Raw genomic sequence first — 21,135 nt, 5'->3', positions numbered from 1 at the left:
TCTAATTTTTTGCCTACCCACCTATGACCAATATGGGTCAGCAGTTTGTATCGCCGCCTCGGCTACACGGAATTCGCGATCATATAAAATAAATAAAATAGGGGAGTACGCCATGAGCGACCAGAAAGTTTATCCGGTCAAGCCGGAGTTTGCTGATTCAGCCTGGATCGATAACGACAAATACCTGCAAATGTATCAGCAATCCGTCATCAACCCGGAAGGGTTCTGGCGTGAGCAAGCAATGGAACGTATCGACTGGATGCGCCCATTTACCAAGGTCCGCAATGTATCTTTCGACGATCACAACGTCGACATCCGCTGGTTTGAAGACGGTGCCACCAACATGGCCTACAACTGTCTTGACCGCCATCTGGAAACCCGTGGCGATCAGACCGCCATTATCTGGGAAGGCGACAACCCGGATGAAAGCAAAACCATCACCTATAAAGAGTTACACGAAGAAGTGTCTCGCTTTGCCAATGCCTTGCGTGGCCAGGGCATTCATCGTGGTGATGTGGTCTGCATTTATATGCCGATGATTCCTGAAGCTGCGGTTGCCATGCTGGCGTGTACCCGGATCGGTGCCATTCACTCCGTGGTCTTTGGTGGTTTCTCTCCGGAAGCTCTGGCAGGCCGGATCGAGGATTCCAACACCAAGCTGGTTATTACCTCTGACGAAGGCGTACGGGCGGGTCGTACCGTTGCCCTGAAAGCCAACGTGGATGAAGCATTGACCAACCCAGCGATCAAATCGCTGGAAAAAGTGATTGTCGTCAAGCGTACCGGTGCTGATGTTGAATGGCATCCACATCGCGATGTCTGGTATCACGACCTGGTGGCACTGGCGTCTCCCAACTGCCCGGCAGAAGCAATGGATTCTGAAGATCCACTGTTTATCCTGTATACCTCCGGTTCTACTGGCAAGCCCAAAGGGGTGGTGCATTCAACCGGTGGTTATATGGTGTGGGCATCGATTACCCACCAATATGTATTTGATTATCATGATGGTGACGTTTACTGGTGTACCGCCGATGTTGGCTGGATTACTGGTCACACCTACCTGATTTACGGCCCGTTGCTGAATGGTGGCATCACCCTGATTTCAGAAGGGGTGCCGAATTACCCGGCGATCAATCGCTGGAGCCAGATTGTCGACAAGCATCAGGTCAATATCCTTTACACCGCACCAACGGCCATTCGCTCGCTGATGGCTGAAGGCACGGCTGCTGTTGAAGGCACCTCACGTAGCTCGTTGCGTTTGCTGGGGTCTGTGGGTGAACCAATCAACCCGGAAGCCTGGGACTGGTACAACAAAACTGTCGGTGAAGACAAATGCCCGATCGTTGATACCTGGTGGCAAACCGAAACGGGCGGCATCATGATCACCCCGCTGCCAGGTGCCACAGCATTAAAACCGGGTTCGGCTACTCGTCCGTTCTTTGGTGTCCAGCCTGCGCTGGTGGATAACTCCGGCATGATTCTGGATGGTGCTACAGAAGGTAATCTGGTGATGGTGGACAGCTGGCCGGGTCAATCACGTTCCGTCTTTGGTGATCACGATCGTTTTGTGCAAACCTACTTCTCCACCTTCCGTGGCATGTACTTCACCGGTGACGGTGCCCGTCGTGACGAAGATGGTTACTACTGGATTACCGGTCGGGTTGATGACGTTATCAACGTGTCTGGCCACCGCATGGGTACAGCAGAAGTGGAAAGCTCACTGGTTGCTCACCCGAAAGTGGCGGAAGCCGCAGTGGTTGGCTATCCACACGACATCAAGGGTCAGGGTATCTATGTTTATGTCACCCTGAATGCAGGGGAAGAAGGCAGCGAAGAGCTGGTACAGGAGCTGCGCAAGTGGGTTCGTACCGAGATTGGGCCGGTAGCAACACCGGATCTGATCCAGATTACCCCAGGACTGCCAAAAACCCGTTCCGGCAAAATCATGCGTCGTATCTTGCGCAAGATTGCAGCCAATGAGCACGATGCTCTGGGAGATGTATCTACTCTGGCGGATCCGACCGTGGTCGATAGTCTGATTGAAGAGCGTAAAAATCGCTGATTAGATTAACAGGCGTTGATTTGAATATATTGATTCGAAGACGCTGATCGATCAGACTCAAACACGCCGATTACAGTTAATTCTGTAATCGGCGTTGTTTTTTGTTGGCTTTCCAGCCCGTTTAAGATGATCCGGCCTGACCGTCCCGCCGGAGGCATCACCGAACAGCAAGCGCTGTTCGCTCAGGAGGATCCATGCAGCTTGCCCAAAAAATCATTATTGCCGATGACCATCCTTTATTCCGCACCGCGATGCACCAGGCTGTCAAACAGCTGGTACCCGATGCCACCATCCCCCAGGCCGATTCATTACCGGAGCTGCAGCGTGTTGTTGAGCAGAACTCGGATGCTGATCTGATTTTGCTCGATCTGCAAATGCCCGGTGCTCATGGCTATTCCGGATTAGTGTTTTTGCGTTCCCATTACCCTGAAATTCCCGTCATTGTGGTGTCGGCTTGTGAAGATCCCGCCATTATGTGTCAGGCGCTGGATCATCAGGCATCCGGATACATTGCCAAATCCTCACCGCTGGAAGATATTGCCGTGGCGATTCGTAAAGTGCTGGAAGGGGAATTGTATTTGCCCGATATTGCCCGCCGTCACCAACACCACCCGAACCAGAATGCACTGGATATTGCCGAGCGTCTGGCCAGCCTGACACCGCAGCAATTCCGGGTACTGACCATGATGGCCGAAGGGATGCTGAACAAGCAGATTGCCTACGACCTTGAAGTCAGCGAAGCCACCATCAAGGCCCACGTTACGGCTATTTTCCGCAAGCTGGGTGTACGCACCCGAACCCAGGCCGTTATTGCCGTGCAAAGCCTGGATATAGAAAAACCGGATACCCAAATGGCGAATGCGCAAGCAGAAAGCTGAGCCGGATAGCGTGTGCGGGCAGGCCCCGATGCCATCAGGGCAGCCCCGTACCAACCCGCCCGGTTAAACCAGTCGTCGGATCAGGGCTCTCAGTGCCGCTGGACGTATCGGTTTACGCAAGAAGTAATAACCCAGCGCCTTGGCTTCTTCTGCAACGGATTGGCGAGGGTCAGCGGAAATCAGAATCCCTGGAATGGATGGGTCGCCAAACCGTTCACGCAGATCAGACATTGCCTGCAGGCCGGTTTCATCGTTATCCAGCTGGTAATCGGCCAGCATAATGGCTGGCTTGAACGGGATTTGCTGGGCCGTTGCCAGATCCTTGCACGCGTATACCTGACAGTGCCAGCTACCCAGCAACGCCTGCATACCAGCCAGTACTTCATCATCATTATCGATACAAAAGGTCGGGATACCCTCAAAGCTGGCGGTAGCGATGACTGCCTGGTCATGATTGTCCTGACGACTGACATCTGCCTGGGCAACCGGTAGTACCAGATCGAAGCAGGTACCCTTGCCCGGTGTGGAGCGCACGCTGACCTGATGGTCCATACGTTTGGTCATGCGATCAACAATGGCCAGTCCAAGGCCGAGTCCCTTGACGTCTTGCTTGCCTTCGTTCAGCCGTTTGAACTCACCAAAAATTTCTTGCATCTTGTTGGCCGGTATCCCCTGACCGGTATCCCATACCTGTACCACAATATGGCCCTGGCGACGGCGATAGCCCAGCAGCACACTGCCATGATGGGTGTAACGGACCGCGTTACTGAGCAGGTTTTGCAGAATACGGCGCAACCAATGGGCATCACTGGTGACCCAGATATCATCACAGGCCCGTACCCGCAACTTCAGTCCCTTATCGGCCGCCAGAGCGGTAAACTCATCCCGCAGCGGTTTCAGCACAGTACTGAGTTGTACCGGATGTAATACCGGCTCCATGGCACCGGCATCCAGCTTGGCAATTTCCACCAGCACCGACAGCACATCTTCGGACGATTGCAGTGCCCCTTCGAGGTGATTCAGCAGCTTTTGTTGTTCGTCGTTGAGGTTCTTCTGACTCAGTGTCGAGGCAAACAGCTTGGCGGCATTCAGCGGCTGCATCAGGTCGTGGCTGGTAGCGGCCAGGAAGCGGGTTTTGGAATTGTTGGCTTCAATCAGCTGGGAGGTCAAATCATCCAGCTTCTGCGAGCTTTTTTCGACCCGGCGTTCCAGAGAGACATTAGCCTCCTTTAACGCCTGTTCGGCCCGGCGATGCACCGTAATATCGGTAAAACTGGTGACAAAACCGCCGTCGGGCATGGGATGGCCCTGCATATAAATCACGACGCCATTAGGTAACAGCCGTTCGAACTGATGCGCCGATCCGGTACTGAGGAAACTCATGCGCCGGTTCACCTGATCGGCAATATCCCCGGTGCCGCAGAAGCCACGACCGGCGTTAAAGGCAATCACTTCCTGAATCGGTTTGCCGGTATAAATAAAGCTGGAGGGGTAGTTGAATATTTCCAGATAACGCCGGTTCCAGGCGACCAGTTTTAAATCCTTGTCAACAACACTGACCCCCTGCTGCAGGTTTTCCAGAGCGGCTTGCAGTTGTTCCCGGCTCATTGAAAACGCCTGACTGGCTTCACTGGCGAGGAAGGCCAGATCACGAATCTGGATGCGTTCGCCGCCCAGCAAGGTAGAGAAAATGACTCGGGCAGAGGAAGACCCAACCACCGATGCCAGTAATTTCTCTGCTTCCTGAATCAGGGCGCTGGAGGCGATGGCATTGTCGTATTGAATGCCGTGGCGGGACTGATAATCGCTGAAAAAATCATCGGTCTTGCGAAAACCCAGAATACGTTCCAGCACTACCTGGACATCATCCACCTTGCAATCAAACGCAGGCACCAGACGATCGTTCTGGCTCATGACATGGGCACTGGTGAAGTCACCGGCCAGCATACGTTCACGCACAGAGGCGTTCGTGACAACGGAAAACAACACATAGAAAAACAGATTGGCCAGCAAACTGAGCATAACGCCAATACTGAAGTTATCGAGGTTCAGGCCACTGACCATATGCACCAGTTGACTGCCCTGCACCCCTGGCAGGTTCTGGGTGATAAATGGCCACATCAAGCCATAGAACCAGACGCTGGTACCGGCAATCAGACCGGCGATTGCCCCCTGGCGATTGCCTCCTTGCCACATCAGGCCACCAATCAGGGGAGGTGCAAACTGCGCGGCTGCAGCAAATGACAGCATACCAATCGCCGCCAGGGAATCGAACTCACCTACCAGGCGATAGAACAGATAGGAAGCCAGAATCATCACCAGAATGACCAGACGCCGTACGGTTAGCACCAGGGTTCGTACTTTACTGGAATGCTGCAAATCCTCGTTGTCTTGCTGGCGGAAAAAGGCCGGTAGCACCAGTTCATTGGAGACCATGGTACTGACGGCAATGGTCGCCACAATGATCATGCCGGTCGCGGCACTGCCACCACCAATAAAAGCCATCACTGCCAGGGTTTCCTGCCCCAGAGCCACGGGCAAGCTGAGTACGTAGGTGTCTGGTGCAAAGCCGATATCCTGCAAAAACAGATGGCCTGTCAGCGCAATCGGTACCACAAACAGCATCATTAAAAACAGATAGAGCGGAAACAGAAAGCGGGCAGTACGCAGATGGCGGGACGATTCGTTTTCAATCACGGAGACCTGGAATTGCCGTGGCAGGCTCAGTACGGCAAAGCCAGCCAGTAGAGTCTGCAACAGAAAGGACAGACTGATGACGTCGTTGTTCAGTAGCGGGTGGTCGGGCAATACCTGCGTGGTCAGCTCCAGCAGCTCGGACGGGTAGTCGTACAGGAATGTCATCACCCAGATGCCAACCGCAACAAAAGCGATCAGCTTGATCATCGACTCAAAGGCAATGGCGAGAATCATGCCCGGGTGCTGCTCGCTGGCATCGATATCCCGGGTACCAAAGATAATCACAAACGATGCCATCGCCAGGCTGATATAAAATGCCGTGTCTTCCCAGAAGTGATTTACCCCCACCATACTGCGGCCCAGAGGCAAGGTCAGTAGTTCAAACGTGGTCGAAATGGCTTTCAGCTGCAAGGCGATATAAGGCACAACACAGAGAATGGCAACCAGTGTCACCAGTACCGCCAGAGTATGATCACGGCCATAGCGGGTGGCGATAAAATCGGCAATGGAAGTGATACGTTTTTCTTTGGCGATACGGGTAATCTTGCCCAGCAAGCGCCAATAAAACATCAGGAACAGCATCGGGCCGATGTAAATCGACAAGAAACTCCAGCCACTGGAAGCAGCCTGGCCGACGGCACCATAAAACGTCCAGGAGGTGCAATATACTGCGAGTGACAGACTGTAAATCACCCCGGTGTTATGAATGGGCCGTCCTTCATGGGCGCGCCGGTCGCCGTACCAGGCAATCCAGAACAAGGTTGCAATATACAGAACAGAAATGGACACCAGTTGCCATACCTGGATCATAGGTACCCTTATTGTTAGAGGTTATTGGTGTAAGAGGCTGCGCCACAAGGCGAACGGGGAAGCATACCATGTGTGCTGTACACACTGGTCCGCCCGGCTGTCTTGGTATTATTAAAATACCACAGTGCAGGACTTGCTGAATCCGCCAGCCCTGCAAGATGTCTGCTTTGGTCACATGGCTTGACCCGTGACAATCCGCCAAGATAAGACCAATGGGAACATCCACATCATCTCGTAGCCCCCACCGGGCAAATCGATGCGCCCGAATAATAATAACGTTAAACAACCGCCGGAGGCCCGGTATGACCATTCAGATCAACCTCAACCAACCGCCTTTTTCCTTTCTGAAGGATGAGCAACTCGACTGGTTGACCAGTCGCCTCGACCTGGTCTTTTTTAATGCCGGAGCACTGATTCTGCAACAGGGTGTCCCGGCTCCCGGCATTTATATTATTTACAAAGGATTGGTCGAAGAGCGTGATGGCGAGACCGGGCAGGTGTTTTCCCAATATGGCAAGGAAGACTTGTTCGACGTCCGGGCGGTACTGGAGAACGGCTGCAAGCATACCTTTGCCGCGGTGGAAGAAACCCTGTGTTATCTGCTGCGGGCCGACGACTTTATCCAGCTGCTTGATCAGTCCGGTGATTTTTCGATTTATTTTAATACCGACCTGGGTACCCAGCAGTCGATGGTGGAGCGCCAGGATTCCAGCGTGTCGGAATTTATCCTGTCGCGGGTTGATGAGGATGTGATTCGCCCTCCTGTGTACGTGTCGGCCCAGACCAGTCTGGCCCGTGTCGCGGCGCTGATGTACGAGAAAAAACACGATGCCTTGCTGGTACGTGACGGCGAGGAAATCGGCATTCTGACCGGCACCGACCTGGTCAAGGCCACCTTGCTGGGGGACAAGACCAAACAAACCCGTGCCGCCGATGTGGCCCAGTTCAACCTGATTGGCGTTGAGTACGGCGAATTCTTGTTCAGTGCCTTGCTGAAAATGACCCAGCACAAGATCGAACGTGTGGTTGTTCGCAAGGAAGGCCAGATTGTTGGCCTGCTGGAACTGATGGATATGCTCAGTACCTTTTCGACCCATTCGCATATTATTGCCATGCGGATTGACCAGGCCAAATCGTTAAAAGAACTGGTGGTAGCGGCCAAACGACTGGAAACCCTGATCGAAACCCTGAATGGCCAGGGGGTTAAAATCACCGCCCTGATGGAACTGGTGACAACGCTGAACCGGCGTTTGATCTTCAAGGCGTTTGAGCTGATTTTCCCGCCTCGCTTGCGGCAGTCCGTCTGTATTCTGGTACTGGGCAGTGAAGGCCGGGGGGAACAAATCCTCAAGACCGACCAGGACAACGCCATCATTCTGGACAACGAACACGACCGCGAAGCCGTCTTGCCACTGCTGCAACAGCTACACCAGGCCCTGCTGGATTTTGGTTATCCGCCTTGTCCGGGAGGTGTAATGTTTATTAACGACAGCTGGATTCATACCGTCGAAGGCTGGCAGGAGCGGGTCGCCCGCTGGCTGGATTCCGGCAATCCGGATGCGATGATGAACATGGCCATTTTTATGGATGGCGAACCCGTATGTGGTAATCCGGAACTGTTTTGGCCGATCAAGGCCAGCTGGCAGCTGGAAACCCTGCGCTCCAGTATTGTATCCGCTCGTTTTGCCAAACCCGCGCTGCAGTTCGAAACCCCTCTGACCTTTCTGGGCAATATCCGGGAAGATCACGGCAATATCGATATCAAGAAAGGCGCTATTTTCCCTCTGGTGCATGGCGTTCGGGCCATGGCATTCGAACATGCGATCGATGAATGCAACACCCTCGAACGGCTGACGATACTGATGGAAAAAGGCGTGCTGGATAGCGAGACCGCTCAAGGGTTGCGGGATGCGCTGGTGTTCTTTCTAAGAATACGACTGCGCCAGCAACTGGAACATGATGCCCCCAACCGTGGCCTGAGTCAGCAACTGGACATCAACCAGCTGCGCAGTGTCGACCGCAATCTGCTGCGTCACGCCTTGCACCGGGTGAAAAAATTCAAGCAGCAGCTATCACTGCATTTTCATCTGGAGAACTTCTGATGTTACGTCGCTGGATTGAAGAACGCTTGCCCCGGCGAATGCTGCCAGAAGGCCGCTGGGCTCACCTGGCCGAGCCGTACGAGGGTGACGAAGTGGTGGTGCTGGATTGCGAAACCAGTGTGTTTGATAAAAAAAAGGGCGAGTTGCTGAGTGTGGCAGCAGTGCGGGTACGGGGTAATCAGATCCGTCTGGCCGAATCGCTGGACCTGACCATCCGCTCCGACGCCGTAACCGACCCGAACGCGGTGCGGATTCATTATTTACGTCGCGAAGACCGGCTCGAAGGTGTGGCCCTGGCAGAAGCCATCGAAAAGCTGCTGGATTTTATTGGCAACCGGCCAATTTGCGGGTTTTATATTGAATACGACCGTGCCATTCTGAACCGTTATATTCGCGAGTTGTATAACTTCAGGTTGCCCAACCGCTTTATCGAAGTGTCGGAAATCTACGTCAAAAGCAAACGCCGGCACCATATTCACGAAGTGCATCTGGATCTGACCTTTGAAGGGCTGGCGCGCGACCTGCAAGTGCCTATCGTCGAGCGCCATACCGCCATGGGAGATGTTATCTCCACGGCGCTGATGTACATCAAGCTAACGGGGTTTGGTCAGTCGCGTTGAGCTGGCGAATATTGGCGGCGGTCAGATTGATAATATTCTGCCGCGCTTCCGGGCTGATCCAGGCGTTATGAGGCGTCACCATCAGATTCAGGCCAGTATCGAGCGCCTCCAGGAGTGGGTGGCCATCGACGGGTGGCTCGGTTGGCAGCACATCCACTGCCAGTCCACCCAGCTGTCCTTGCTGCAAGGCATCCAAGGCGGCGACTTCATCAATAATGCCACCTCTGGCGCAGTTCACGACCAGGCAGTCGGGCTTGATGCGGGTGAGGTTATCGGCATTGAGCAGATGGCGGGTATGTTCGGTGAGTGGGCAATGAAAACTTAATACATCGGCCGTGGGTAACAGGCTGTCCAGTGACGGACGGGTATCATTGGCCTTGCCCGGCCGGGCAGCAAACTCAACCTGCATACCGAAGGCTTCTGCCAGCCGTGCCACGGCACTGCCCAGTGTACCTTCGCCGACCAGTACCAGCCGTTTATTGGTTAACTCCCGGGTCGGGTGGTTCATCAAACAAAAGAAAGGACTTTGTTGCCAGGCACCCTGAGCGACATCTTGCTGATAACGTGGCAGTTGGCCAGCCAGTGACAGCATCAGCATCATGGTGTGCTGGGCTACCGAGGCGGTGCCGTAATTCTGGACATTCAATACTGGTACACCCAGCTGTTGGGCGGTCTCGAGGTCGACATTGTTAAGCCCGGTTGCGACCACCAGAATGCCCCGTTTCCCGGCCATCACATCGGCGTTGATGTTGACCTTGTTGGTGATCAGCAAATCGGCACCCGCGGCTCGTGGCCCCAGCTCCTCTGGTGAAGTGGTGGGATACAAGACCAGCTCACTGACACAGTCATGAATGGGCGTCATATCGACATCATTAAATGTATCGGCATCCAGAAATACAGCTTTCATAAGGGTTACTCATCAGGATGAAAAAAGGCTAACCATCGTTAGATGTTGGGTTGACGCCAGATGTTGGCTTGACCGCTTAACATATCAGGCATCAACCTCGGTGTAATTCATACAGGCTCATATTGACGGCGCTGGCCAGGTTCAGAGACTCAATCTGGCCGCTGCCGGGAATGGTAAACGCCGTCACGGCCAGAGGTGCCAGCAAGGCATGGGGCACACCCCGGGCTTCGTTGCCAAACAGATAAGCATCAAACTGGCTGAACTGCCCGGAAGAGAGCGGTGCGCCGGTCATATCCAATGTGGCAATACGCGGGTAACGCGCCGCCAGCTGCTCGAGTGTGACTTCCAGTTCAACGGGCACATGAAATGTTGCCCCCATGCTGCTGCGTACCACCTTGGGGTTAAAAGGATCGACACTGTCGGGGCTGAGTAACAGGCGCCAGCCGCCAAACCAGGCCAGTGTCCGCAAAATGGTACCCAGGTTGCCAGGGTCCTGGATCTGATATAGATATAACACCCGTTCGGTACTGGTCGTCGCCTGACTGGCCTGTTGCACCTGGGTCCGGGTTTCCTCCATGGGCACGACAGCGACCAGTCCCTGCGGTGAGCGGGTGTCCGACAGCTGCGCCATTTGACGCTCACCAATCAGGGTTTTGCGGAACCGGGTTGGCCAGTGCTGGTGGGCTTCGGTGACAAACAGCTCGGCCTGCTGAATGCTGGATTTTTCCAGCTCCAGTAACAGGTGTTCGCCTTCCACCAGATAGCAGCCGGTCTCGGTGCGGTATTTTTTCTGGTGCAGTTTTTTGGCGAGATCGACTTTCATGCAAGTGTTTCCAACAGTGGGCACAGCTCGCCATTGTACGGGTTGGACTGGCGTCAGGGAATTTTCTCGGCCTGTTGCTGCCAACCGGAATGAATTTTCCTGTCTTGTGAATTGGCCAGATTGGGGAGTTGAGACGGGCTTCGGCTTGCATGTGCTTAACTCAACCGTCAGCCTTTGATCGGACAGCAACCGACCAGAGGTCCTTATGGCTCTTCGTAATGCCGTCCAGATGATCTGTTACCCCGACCGCCTGGGTAACAGCCTGAAAGATTTGCATACCGTTCTCAACACCCACTTTGCGGGTGCCGTGGGTGGCGTTCATATCCTGCCGTTTTACCCGTCCAATGCCGATGCCGGTTTTTCTCCCCTGACCCACAAAGAAGTGGATCCAGTGTATGGCGACTGGGGTGATATCGAAGCCATTGCAGCCGAATACGATATCTGCGCCGATGTAACGGTGAATCATATTTCTGATGAATCCGTAGAATTTATCGACTACCTGGCCAAAGGTAAGGCATCGCAATACGCCTCGCTGTTTGTTGATGTCGATGAAATGGGCGAAATCAGCCACGACGACCTGATGAAAATCCACATCCGCAAAGAGAAAGAGCCGTTCCGGGAAGTAGTATTTGTCGACGGCAGTGTTGGACGGGTGTGGTGTACCTTTACCGAACACCAGATCGACCTGAATTACGAGTCTGAGCAAACTTACGACTATATCGCCAATACGTTCCGTTTCCTGGCCGACAAGGGCGTCAAACTGTTCCGCCTGGATGCCTTTGGTTACACTACCAAACGGATTGGCACGAGCTGTTTTCTGGTTGAGCCATACGTGTATCAAACCCTCGACTGGTGCAACGAAGTGGCACAAAGCCTGGGGGCAGAAATTCTGCCTGAAGTGCACGATCATTCCAGTTATCAATACGCGATTGGCCGTCGCAATATGCATCCGTATGGTTTTGCCTTGCCGCCACTGCTGCTCTACTCCCTGCTGGATGGCAACAGTGAATACCTCAAGCACTGGTTGCGGATGTGCCCGCGCAATATGATCACCGTTCTGGATACCCACGATGGTATTTGCATTCCAGACGTTGAAGGGGTCTTGCCGGACGATAAAATCCGTATCCTGATTGATAATATCAACGACCGCTCGGCAGACCCGATCCTGCGCCGCTCAGCTGCCAATATTCATAGTGTTGGTGCGATTTATCAGCTTACCTGCACCTTTTACGATGCCCTGATGCAGAACGACGATGCCTATATCGCTGCCCGCACCGTGCAGTTCTTCACACCGGGTACGCCACAGGTGTATTACGTGGGCTTGCTGGCCGGTGAAAATGACCACGAGCTGATGGAGCAAACCGGCGAACTGCGCGATATCAACCGTCATTATTACAGCCTGGATGAAGTGGCTGAAGCGGTGCAGAAACCGGTGGTGAAGCGCTTGCTGACACTGATGCGTTTCCGTAGCAGTCACCCGGCGTTTGATGGCCACTTTGAACTGAACTTCTCCAACAGCGCCAGCGTCGATATGGCCTGGCGTCATGGCGAGCATTATTGCCGGGCGTTTGTGGATTTGCAGTTTAATACCGCGCGTTTGAGTTACACCGATGAAGCCAGTGGTGAAATGCAGGAGTTTCAGGCCTGATCCAGAACTGACCTTTTCCCGGCCCCCTTATCAAGGGGAGGGCCGGGGTGGGGTTGCAGGGCCTGTTCTGAAACATGCGAATCACCATCCAGCTCAATCACCAGTTTCCACTCAGAGCGATAAAATCGACAATGTAATGGCCAATGCCATGCAGCTGCCGAAACCTGGTTCCACCTTGTTTGCCTCTGATCGCTTGCCAGAAGCGTTGCTCCGGTGTGGTAAGCAGTAGCCTGCTTGCGCAAGGCTGAGCGGTGGCTTTTATATTCCGATTTGTTTAAACACACATTCCCTGTCAGGCATAATCCATCTGCTTTTGGTCGCTCACTACGTCTGCCTCAATGCTTGCTGATAGCCGGCGTAGCGGGTGGGCATTTTATCGCCGACTCAATACGGTATTCCGTTCGATTATTTTCCGGCTTCTCAACTTTCCAGTTTCTCATTTTCTGGCAGCGGCAAAACTGCTGCAAAAAATAGTATCGAATCAACAAAAGTTGTTCACCAAATTTCATACCGCTATTCTTGGCCGCCCGGCGTAACGGGGGGCTTGTGCAGCGTTGTAGCCTGGGTGTTGTTATTCCGGCCGTGATGACCTGTATACGTGGTTTTGGGGCTGGTCATCGGAGAGGGTGTATGTGGTTACAAAAAGAAATACGGTTATCTCCCCGGTCGCGGGGTTTTCATCTGATTACGGAAGAAATACGCCAACAATTGCCGGAGCTGGCGAGTATCGATATCGGGTTATTACAGCTGTTTATCCAACATACATCAGCGTCATTAACCATTAACGAAAATGCAGATCCTACCGTGCGTCAGGATATGGAAGCCTGGTTTCATCGCAATGTGCGTGAAGACGAACCCTATTACCGTCATACGCTGGAAGGCAGTGATGATTTGCCCGCCCATATCAAGGCCAGTTTATTGGGCCATAGCGTGACGATTCCCATTACGGGGGGCGAGCTGAACATGGGGATCTGGCAAGGTATTTACCTCGGCGAGCACAGGCACCAGGGCGGCAGTCGCCGTGTGTTGGCGACGTTGCAGGGGCAGGGGCAATAACTGGAATCCGCGTGTTGTAACTGATTGTTTTTGATGGTTCGGAGAAAATGAATGATTGTTCGTGAACGTCCCCATGCACTGGCCTTGTTGTTTGTTTGGCGTGGTTCAATTTTGCCGAATATTGCCTGGCATTTACTGGGGTTGTTGGTCTTCGCGGCAGCTGTGGTGGTGGTTCATACCGATCACTGGGCCAACCTGGCTCGTTATTCGGTGGCTCCGTTTACCTTGCTGGGGATAGCGTTGTCGCTGTTTCTGGGGTTTCGTAATAACGCCTGTTATGACCGCTGGTGGGAAGGGCGCCGGCAATGGGGACGAATGGTTTCTGAAGTGCGCTCGTTGGCGCGTTCAACGCATATTCTCTTGCCATCCGAGCGGCGGGCGGAGCTATTGGCCTGGTGTTCCGTGTTTTATCATGCCTTGCGCCTGCAGCTGCGTCAGCAGCCGTTGTCAGTGGCTGTTTTGCAACAGGAAGTTCCCGACTGGGTGCTGGCCCGTTTGTCGACAGAGCGGCTGGCGCAGGTTGTGGAGAAGGGTAACGTGGCCGATGGTGTGGGGCTGGCAATGGCAGAAACCTTGCGTCAGGCATATGCGGCCAATGAGCTGGATACCCAGGGTATACGGATTCTGAATGAGCATTTATCCAGTCTGGCGGCGATTCAGGCGGCGAGTGAACGGCTGGCATCCACTCCGTTGCCCTTTGCCTATTCCTTGCTGACGCATCGGACGGCGTATCTGTATTGTTACTTGTTGCCTTTCGGGCTGGTGGGCAGTCTGGGCTGGATGATGCCGGTCTTTATTGTGATTGTGGCGTATACCTTTTTTGGTCTGGATGCCTTGGCGCAACAGCTGGAAGAACCGTTTGGCCATGACGCCAATCACCTGCCGCTGGCGTCTTTGTGTCGGGTAAATGACCGCTCGCTGGCACAGGCGCAAGGCCTGCCATTGCTGGATATGTTGGCACCCAACGGCGATGTACTGGATTGACGGGGGAGTGTTAAGCCACTTTGTCAGCCAGCCCGATCCGTTCCCGGTGGTGGCAGGACAAACCACTGTGGAAGCATGGCGGCCCTTGTTATTCTTCCGGGTCAAGCTCAAAACCATACAGTGATTCCAGATGACATTAACGAGTGAAGACTTTCTGCTGGCGGCTAAACGTGCTGAGATCAGTGCTCTGAAACAATTATTGGTGAGCAGCGGGTTGGTCACCTGGGTCACGGATCTGATTCATGAGCTGCAACGTGAACGTGGCTTGTCGAATATTTATCTGGTATCCCATGGCCAACGTTTTGCCCGCCAACGGCTCGATGAACTGGAAGCCACCAAACAAGCAGAATGTGTTTTTCGGGAAGCCTTGTCGTTGCTGGAGCTGGATAGTGATTCTCCCTCGTCTGCCCGCCTGTTCCGGTCCTTGTCCTTTGTATTGCATTGTCTGGATGAATTACCCGCATTACGGCTTCAGATTAATGCGCAAAAACTCACCGCGGATGAGAATACCCGGCTCTTTAACCGTACGATTTCCGGTTTGCTGAGTGTGGTGTTCGAAGCCGCCGGCAGTGTCAGCGACCCGGATATCACCCATGCACTGGTGGCCATGTTCAATTTTGTGCAAGGCAAGGAATATTCCGGTCAGGAGCGAGCCTTGGGTGTTATTGGTTTTGCCATGGGAGAATTCACCAAAAAACAACAGATACATATCAAGACGCTTCAGGATGCCCAGCAACGTTGTTTTGATATCTTTTCCAGCCAGGCCAAGGCCATGCCGGTTGATCAATGGCGGCAGGCAGAAAGCAGTGAGGCTGCCATCGAATTCAACAAGTTGCGTAATATGATTGCCCGCTTCAGTCATAACGACACCCTGCCAACCGCAATCAGCGAAGTATGGTACGAGCTGTCGACACATCGGATTGATGATATGCGGGCGATTGAAAAGGAGCTGGAAGCGGATCTGTTTCACCTTTGCCAGCAAAAAATTGCCAAGGCAGAAGAGGATCTTCGGCTGCATGACAATCATGTTCGGGAACTGACAGATATCGATGAGCCACCCACATCGGTGTTGTCTTCCTTTCCTGATTCCATTAACGACCCTGTCAAACTGACCATGATGCCCGGATTTAATACTAACGTGGCCAGTTCAATATCCGAGTTGGTACAGCGCCAGGCTGAACACCTGGAAGCCATGAGGGATGAATTAAGACAGGCACGTCAGGCTCTGGATGAGCGCAAACTGATCGAAAAGGCCAAAGGCTTGCTGATGCAAAATCAGAATATCAACGAAGAAGAAGCGTATCGCCAGATTCGCCAGTCCGCCATGGACAACAAAAAGCGCATTATCGATATCGTCCGTAATATCATCAGCGTCTCCGACATGCTGCAACTGAACGACGGCGACAGTACTTCTCTGGAATAAACTCTTTATACCAAGACCAAGCTCAATACCGGGCCATCGATCAATACCCGGTCATGTAGCAGTACCAGCAGTACCGGGATATGCGCTGTTCCTTTCCTGGCCAGACTGATAACCGATTGATGGCACGGCTACCCAGGAGTCAGACCACTGGACGCCATAACCGCCGGGCCAAACTCCATGTGGTCACGGCTGCAGCAGTTGCATATTCTGCTGGTGCACACAGATGGAGCGCCTGGGGGAAATCAAGCCCTGAAATAATCCAAAAATAGCACTGCCAGTGGTGTGTGAACGTATTATTTGCCTGATTTTTTAAATAAACCAAACAAAATCAATAGTTTATGATAAATGGCACGCCAGATGCTTGGAGATCCCAAGACTGTGGGTCAATGATGATGCACAGCACTGAAAACAACGACGTTGAGTACTTCCCTGACTTTTTGCCAGCGGATGGTGCCACGTCGTGCTCCATAGCATGTCAAAACACCTTATTCGGGTAGGTTCAAGCGTCAGCAGTTACTCAACTTCGTGATCTGAGTCTTCATGGTCGCCCTTTGGCACATGAACCAAATCATTAGGTATCGACAGTAACGCAATACCTACCGAACCCAAGGAATTTGATATGTCCTATCTCGCGCCTTCCGAATTTGTGACCAAGATGGTCGATGCCGGTGAAGAGAAAATCTTCATGTCCACCAAGGACACTCTGATACGCGCCTTTATGGCCGGTGCAACCCTTGCCCTGGCGGCCATTTTTGCCATTACTGTAGCGATGAAAAGTGGTTCTCCATTCCTGGGTGCCAGCATGTTTCCTGTTGGTTTTGTCATGCTCTATCTGATGAAATTTGACTTGCTGACCGGTGTCTTCACGCTGGTTCCGCTGGCGTTGATCGACAAGCGTCCCGGCTGCAATATCAAACAATTGCTGCGTAACTGGGGTTTGGTCTTTCTGGGCAACCTGGGTGGTGCGCTGGCTGTCGCCTTTATGATTTCCTTTGTTCTGACGTATGGCTACAACACCGACGGTGGTGCTCTGGCGGCCAAGGTATCGTCTATTGGTGAGTCCCGTACACTGGGTTACGCCGCTCATGGTGTTGACGGCTGGTTTACCATTTTTATCCGCGCCATGCTGTGTAACTGGATGGTTTCCATGGGGGTTGTGGGGGCGATGATTTCGACGTCTGTCACCGGCAAAATAGCCGCCATGTGGATGCCGATCATGGTGTTTTTCTTCCTCGGTTTTGAGCACTCGATCGTCAATATGTTTTTGTTCCCGTTTTCCATGATCATGGGTGGTGATTTCACCATCGGGCAATATCTGGTCTGGAATGAACTGCCGACAGTGATGGGTAATCTGATTGGGGGCTTCCTGTTTGTTGGTTTGCCGTTGTATTACACCCACGTACGCACAAGTTCAAAACGTCCTCTGGTTTCCTGATTCACGACGGATTGTCTATTCTGATTAAAAGGGAGGTAATGGCTCTCTTTTAATCAGGTGGCAATACTCATGGGGACATATATGTCCCCATTAATATAAAAAGGACTCCATGCATGGCGCATGACCTATGCATTGCTGCTGGCCAGTATTCCGATAAAGGCCTTAAAAACAGCAACCAGGACAGCCTGGGACTGGTGACACCGGCACCTTCTCTGTTGGCATTCAAGGGCGTCAGCGCCGCTATTGCTGATGGTATCAGCAGCAGTAACGTCAGCCATATTGCCAGCCAAACAGCCATTGATACGTTTCTGGAAGACTATTACCGAACCTCGGAAGCCTGGACGGCACAACATTCGGGTGAACAGGTGATACGGGCAATCAATGGCAGCCTGTATTTAAAAAACCAGCGCAGTGATTTCCGGTTTGATATCAACCGGGGCTATGTTTGTACGCTAAGCGCACTGGTTTTGCGTGGGTGTGATGGCTATGTGTTCCATGTTGGTGACAGTCGTATCTATCGCTTGAGAGAGCAGACGCTGGAACAGCTGACCAGCGATCACCGCCTTTGGGAGTCGTCTGAGAAAAGCTATCTGGCGCGGGCCATAGGCATGAGCGAACAGGTCGAGATTGATTACCGCCACACCAGCCTGCAAGCAAACGATGTCTTTATTCTTGCCACCGACGGGGTGTATGAATATGTCACCCCGGAATACCTGCGCGCAACCATCCACCAATATCCGGACGATTTGAATCACGCCGCCACCCTGATTGCCCGACAAGCACTGGATAACGGCAGCGATGACAACCTGAGTATCCAGTTAATCCGGGTGACGGCGCTCCCTGATCGCAAGCAGGCATCGCTACTGCACGATATGTCTCGCCTGGCTCTGCCACCAGGGCTGGAACCCGGCATGACCTTCGACGGTTACAGGATTATTCGTAACCTGCATACCAGTAGCCGCAGTCACGTCTTTCTGGCCCGTCACCTGCAAAGCAACGACCGGGTGGTCTTGAAACTGCCATCCGGCGAGCTGCAACAGGATGCCGGTTATCTGGAGCGGCTGATGATGGAAGAGTGGATTGCCAGACGCATCCAGAATGCCCATGTTATCCAGCCATATGTGCCAGAGCAGCCGCGCCAATACCTGTATATCGCCAGCCGATACTTTGAAGGCCAGACCCTGACGCAGTGGCTGCAAGACAACCCCAGGCCAACCCTGGAACAAGTCCGCCATATTATTGATCAGATTGCCCGTGGCTTACGGGCGTTTCACCGGCTGGATATGCTGCACCAGGACATCAAGCCCGACAATGTGATGATCGATGCCGAAGGGCGGCTGATGATTATCGACTTCGGCTCCACCATTGTCCGGGGGCTGGCAGAAATCGGATTGGATAACAGCAATGAATTTCCCGGCACCGCACTGTATATGGCCCCGGAATACTTTTTGGGGCAACGGGGGCAGCTGCAATCAGACCAGTTTTCTCTCGGCGTGCTTGCCTATCATATGCTCACCGGTCAATTTCCCTACGGGGTCGAAGTGGCGCGTTGCCAGTCGGTTGCGGCTCAAAAACGGCTACGCTATCGCAGCATACTGGTCGATGAACATACGGAAGTCCCGGCCTGGGTAGACGACGCCATCCAGAAAGCGACCCGCATCGATCCATACAAACGCTATGAGGATATCTTTGAATTTGTGCACGACTTGCGTACCCCCAACCAGAATTTTTTAAACAAGACACGGCCGCCGCTGATGGCTCGTAATCCGGTGCTTTTTTGGCAAAGTGCCGCCGCGCTGGAATTGCTGTTACTGATTTTGCTTGCTCATCAACTACTGGTTGGCTAACGGCTGTTCGGGTCAGGGCAGCAGAGTCAGGGCGACCAGTAGCAAAATCACCCCGGTAATCACATCCAGCACCTGCCAGTGATAAGGAGAGCTCAAGTGAGGCCGCAGCTTTTTGGCACCGGCAACCAGCAAGATAAACCAGCTGGCCGAGCCGCAAGCAGCCCCCACCACAAACAGCCCCGGATGACTCTGCTGTGCCCCGACACTGCCAATCAGCACCACGGTATCGAGGTAAACATGGGGATTGATCAACGACAGCGCCATCACCTGGCCGGCACTGCGCCACGGGCTGACCGGCTCTGATGCCGCCGCCGCGACCAGGCCATTGCCGCCTTGCAGCGCCCGGCCAAAGGCCTGCAACGCCAACCACAGCAGCAGGGCTATTCCCAGCCAGGTGAGCACCGGCACCAGAGAGGGGAGCAGTGACTGGATATAATCCAGCCCAAACACCCCCACAGACACCAGCAAGGCATCCAGCAGGGTACACACACTGGCAATCGTCCAGGGATTTTCGCCACGCAGGCTTTTTTGTAACACCCAGGCATTCTGTGCGCCGATGGCCACAATCAACCCAGTGGTAATGGCAAAACCGGTGATGGCCGGTTGCAGGCTCAATAACAGATCAGACACAGGCAGGGTGCTCCAGTACTCAAAAAACGCCACACAGAGAAATTCGCTTCGCCATCGCTGTACCGCTGACGGCATTGGGCGAGCAGATGCGTGGCAGAGTAAGGAGAGAACTGATATAAGTCCAAGTCATAAATCTAATGAGATATTAGAGAAGCTTATGATTGACTATCGTGCGCTGGAAGCGCTGGTCGCAGTGATCGAAACCCGCGGCTTTGAACGCGCAGCACAACGGTTGAACATCAGCCAATCGGCGGTCAGCCAACGTATTCGCCAGCTGGAATTCAAACTCGGCCAGCCAGTCTTGCTGCGCACCACACCACCCAAACCTACCGAACTGGGACAGCGCCTCGCCAACCATCGGCAACAGGTGCAGCAGCTGGAACAAGGCCTGTTGTTGGACGAAGGCGACCACGGCCAGTCGGTGCGGATTCGGCTGGCGGTTAATGCCGACTCACTGGATACCTGGCTGGTTCCGGCGCTGGCTGCCGCACCAGACAGTCACAGCATGGATTTTGAACTGCTGGTCGACGATCAGGATGTTGGCTTGCGACGGATGAAAAATGGCGAAGTCATGGCCTGTATCTGCGCCGCCGATACTCCGGTGAATGGCGGGTTATTACAGCCACTTGGCATCCTCCGTTACCGCGCCTTTGCCAGCCCCGACTTTGTAGCGCGGCATGGAGCCGGGCAGCCGCTGTTAATGCCGCAGCCGCCACTGGCACAATTGCCTTGTCTGATCTTCAACCAGGACGACCGTCTGCAACACCGGTTTTTGCAGGCGCTGTGCCCGCAACAACCGGAGCCGCAGCGTTACCATATTTCACCGACCTCCGAAGGCTTTGTGCGTATGGCGCTGGAAGGCCTTGGCTACGGCATGATGCCGCAACTGCAAGTTGCCCGATATCTTGAAGATGGCACGCTGGTGGACATGGTGCCCGGCTACTATCTGGATGTGGTGCTGTACTGGCACTACTGGCAAACCGAAAGCCCGGTGATGCGTGGATTAAGAGAAGCCGTGGTCGCTGCGGCGCGGGATTGCCTGATACCCCTCAGCCCTCCCCTTGGCAAGGGGAGGGAGTAATAAATTTCTTCCTCCTGAAAAGGGGGAGGCCGGGAGGGGCGGTTAAACGGGGTAAAAACGGCCAACTCCAGGGTTGTTCAGGAAATTACCGTGACTTAACTGCCAGGAACGAGCCTAAACAAATTTACCCGA

At 53.6% G+C, this 21,135-nt stretch carries 16 protein-coding genes; 11 read left to right on the top strand and 5 right to left on the bottom strand.

Translation table 11 applies throughout. From position 1 onward, the window contains the following. Window positions 1–112: 112 nt before the first annotated feature. Complete coding sequence (acs, locus tag Q8W24_RS06605; protein WP_303432238.1) at window positions 113–2,062, top strand: acetate--CoA ligase; 1,950 nt, start codon at window positions 113–115, stop codon at window positions 2,060–2,062. A gap of 194 nt (window positions 2,063–2,256) precedes the next feature. Further along, window positions 2,257–2,940 carry a response regulator transcription factor gene (locus Q8W24_RS06600; protein ID WP_303432236.1) on the top strand — a complete coding sequence of 228 codons (684 nt, stop codon included), beginning with the start codon at window positions 2,257–2,259 and terminating at the stop codon, window positions 2,938–2,940. A gap of 63 nt (window positions 2,941–3,003) precedes the next feature. Here Q8W24_RS06600 and Q8W24_RS06595 read toward each other — a convergent pair whose 3' ends face one another. Next, window positions 3,004–6,426 (bottom strand): NahK/ErcS family hybrid sensor histidine kinase/response regulator, encoded by a 3,423-nt coding sequence (locus tag Q8W24_RS06595; RefSeq protein ID WP_303432233.1) that lies wholly within the window; start codon window positions 6,424–6,426, stop codon window positions 3,004–3,006. Between the two features lie 323 nt (window positions 6,427–6,749). Here Q8W24_RS06595 and Q8W24_RS06590 point away from each other — a divergent pair, with 323 nt between their 5' ends. Further along, window positions 6,750–8,549 (top strand): DUF294 nucleotidyltransferase-like domain-containing protein, encoded by a 1,800-nt coding sequence (locus tag Q8W24_RS06590; RefSeq protein WP_305474800.1) that lies wholly within the window; start codon window positions 6,750–6,752, stop codon window positions 8,547–8,549. Next, window positions 8,549–9,169, top strand: a complete 621-nt coding sequence (locus tag Q8W24_RS06585; RefSeq protein ID WP_303432230.1) for a 3'-5' exonuclease — start codon at window positions 8,549–8,551, stop codon at window positions 9,167–9,169. Before Q8W24_RS06590 ends, Q8W24_RS06585 begins: the two co-directional genes overlap by 1 nt. On the opposite strand, the gene Q8W24_RS06580 is transcribed toward Q8W24_RS06585, so the two are convergent. Both Q8W24_RS06580 and Q8W24_RS06575 read right to left on the bottom strand, forming a co-directional pair. Next, window positions 9,138–10,076: a D-2-hydroxyacid dehydrogenase gene (locus tag Q8W24_RS06580; protein ID WP_305474798.1), complete on the bottom strand. Its 939-nt coding sequence runs from the start codon at window positions 10,074–10,076 to the stop codon at window positions 9,138–9,140. The genes Q8W24_RS06585 and Q8W24_RS06580 overlap by 32 nt on opposite strands. Before the next feature lie 91 nt (window positions 10,077–10,167). Then, complete coding sequence (locus Q8W24_RS06575; protein WP_303432224.1) at window positions 10,168–10,899, bottom strand: RNA methyltransferase; 732 nt, start codon at window positions 10,897–10,899, stop codon at window positions 10,168–10,170. A gap of 205 nt (window positions 10,900–11,104) precedes the next feature. Between Q8W24_RS06575 and gtfA the strand changes: the two genes are divergently transcribed. After that, the gene (gene gtfA / locus Q8W24_RS06570; RefSeq protein ID WP_305474796.1) at window positions 11,105–12,547 is read left to right on the top strand and encodes a sucrose phosphorylase; all 1,443 of its coding nucleotides are present in this window, start codon (window positions 11,105–11,107) and stop codon (window positions 12,545–12,547) included. 97 nt (window positions 12,548–12,644) lie between these two features. Here the strand turns inward: gtfA and Q8W24_RS16890 are convergent, their stop codons facing one another. Next, window positions 12,645–12,773, bottom strand: a complete 129-nt coding sequence (locus tag Q8W24_RS16890) for a DUF559 domain-containing protein (RefSeq protein WP_370693310.1) — start codon at window positions 12,771–12,773, stop codon at window positions 12,645–12,647. A 404-nt stretch (window positions 12,774–13,177) separates the two neighbouring features. Here Q8W24_RS16890 and Q8W24_RS06565 point away from each other — a divergent pair, with 404 nt between their 5' ends. The 5 genes from Q8W24_RS06565 (at window position 13,178) to Q8W24_RS06545 (ending at window position 19,292) form a co-directional block, all read left to right on the top strand. Next, window positions 13,178–13,603, top strand: coding sequence for a secondary thiamine-phosphate synthase enzyme YjbQ (locus tag Q8W24_RS06565; protein WP_303432221.1), 426 nt, complete (start codon window positions 13,178–13,180; stop codon window positions 13,601–13,603). 51 nt (window positions 13,604–13,654) lie between these two features. Next, window positions 13,655–14,587 carry a bestrophin family protein gene (locus tag Q8W24_RS06560; RefSeq protein ID WP_303432219.1) on the top strand — a complete coding sequence of 311 codons (933 nt, stop codon included), beginning with the start codon at window positions 13,655–13,657 and terminating at the stop codon, window positions 14,585–14,587. A gap of 130 nt (window positions 14,588–14,717) precedes the next feature. Continuing rightward, a complete protein-coding gene (locus Q8W24_RS06555) occupies window positions 14,718–16,010 on the top strand; it encodes a nitrate regulatory protein (protein WP_305474795.1) in 1,293 nt (430 codons plus the stop codon). A gap of 619 nt (window positions 16,011–16,629) precedes the next feature. After that, window positions 16,630–17,445 (top strand): formate/nitrite transporter family protein, encoded by an 816-nt coding sequence (locus Q8W24_RS06550; RefSeq protein ID WP_305414477.1) that lies wholly within the window; start codon window positions 16,630–16,632, stop codon window positions 17,443–17,445. 113 nt (window positions 17,446–17,558) lie between these two features. Further along, entirely contained in the window at window positions 17,559–19,292 is a 1,734-nt protein-coding gene (locus tag Q8W24_RS06545; protein ID WP_305474793.1) for a bifunctional protein-serine/threonine kinase/phosphatase, read from the top strand. Between the two features lie 12 nt (window positions 19,293–19,304). Here the strand turns inward: Q8W24_RS06545 and Q8W24_RS06540 are convergent, their stop codons facing one another. After that, window positions 19,305–19,922: a LysE/ArgO family amino acid transporter gene (locus Q8W24_RS06540; RefSeq protein ID WP_305474791.1), complete on the bottom strand. Its 618-nt coding sequence runs from the start codon at window positions 19,920–19,922 to the stop codon at window positions 19,305–19,307. A 157-nt stretch (window positions 19,923–20,079) separates the two neighbouring features. On the opposite strand from Q8W24_RS06540, the gene Q8W24_RS06535 reads away from it, so the two are divergent. Beyond that, a complete protein-coding gene (locus tag Q8W24_RS06535; RefSeq protein ID WP_305474788.1) occupies window positions 20,080–21,003 on the top strand; it encodes a LysR family transcriptional regulator ArgP in 924 nt (307 codons plus the stop codon). Window positions 21,004–21,135 lie beyond the last annotated feature (132 nt).

Source organism: Oceanobacter sp. 4_MG-2023, assembly GCF_030689165.1.
GTDB lineage: Bacteria > Pseudomonadota > Gammaproteobacteria > Pseudomonadales > Oceanobacteraceae > Oceanobacter.
This window is presented reverse-complemented; position numbering and strand designations above follow the sequence as displayed.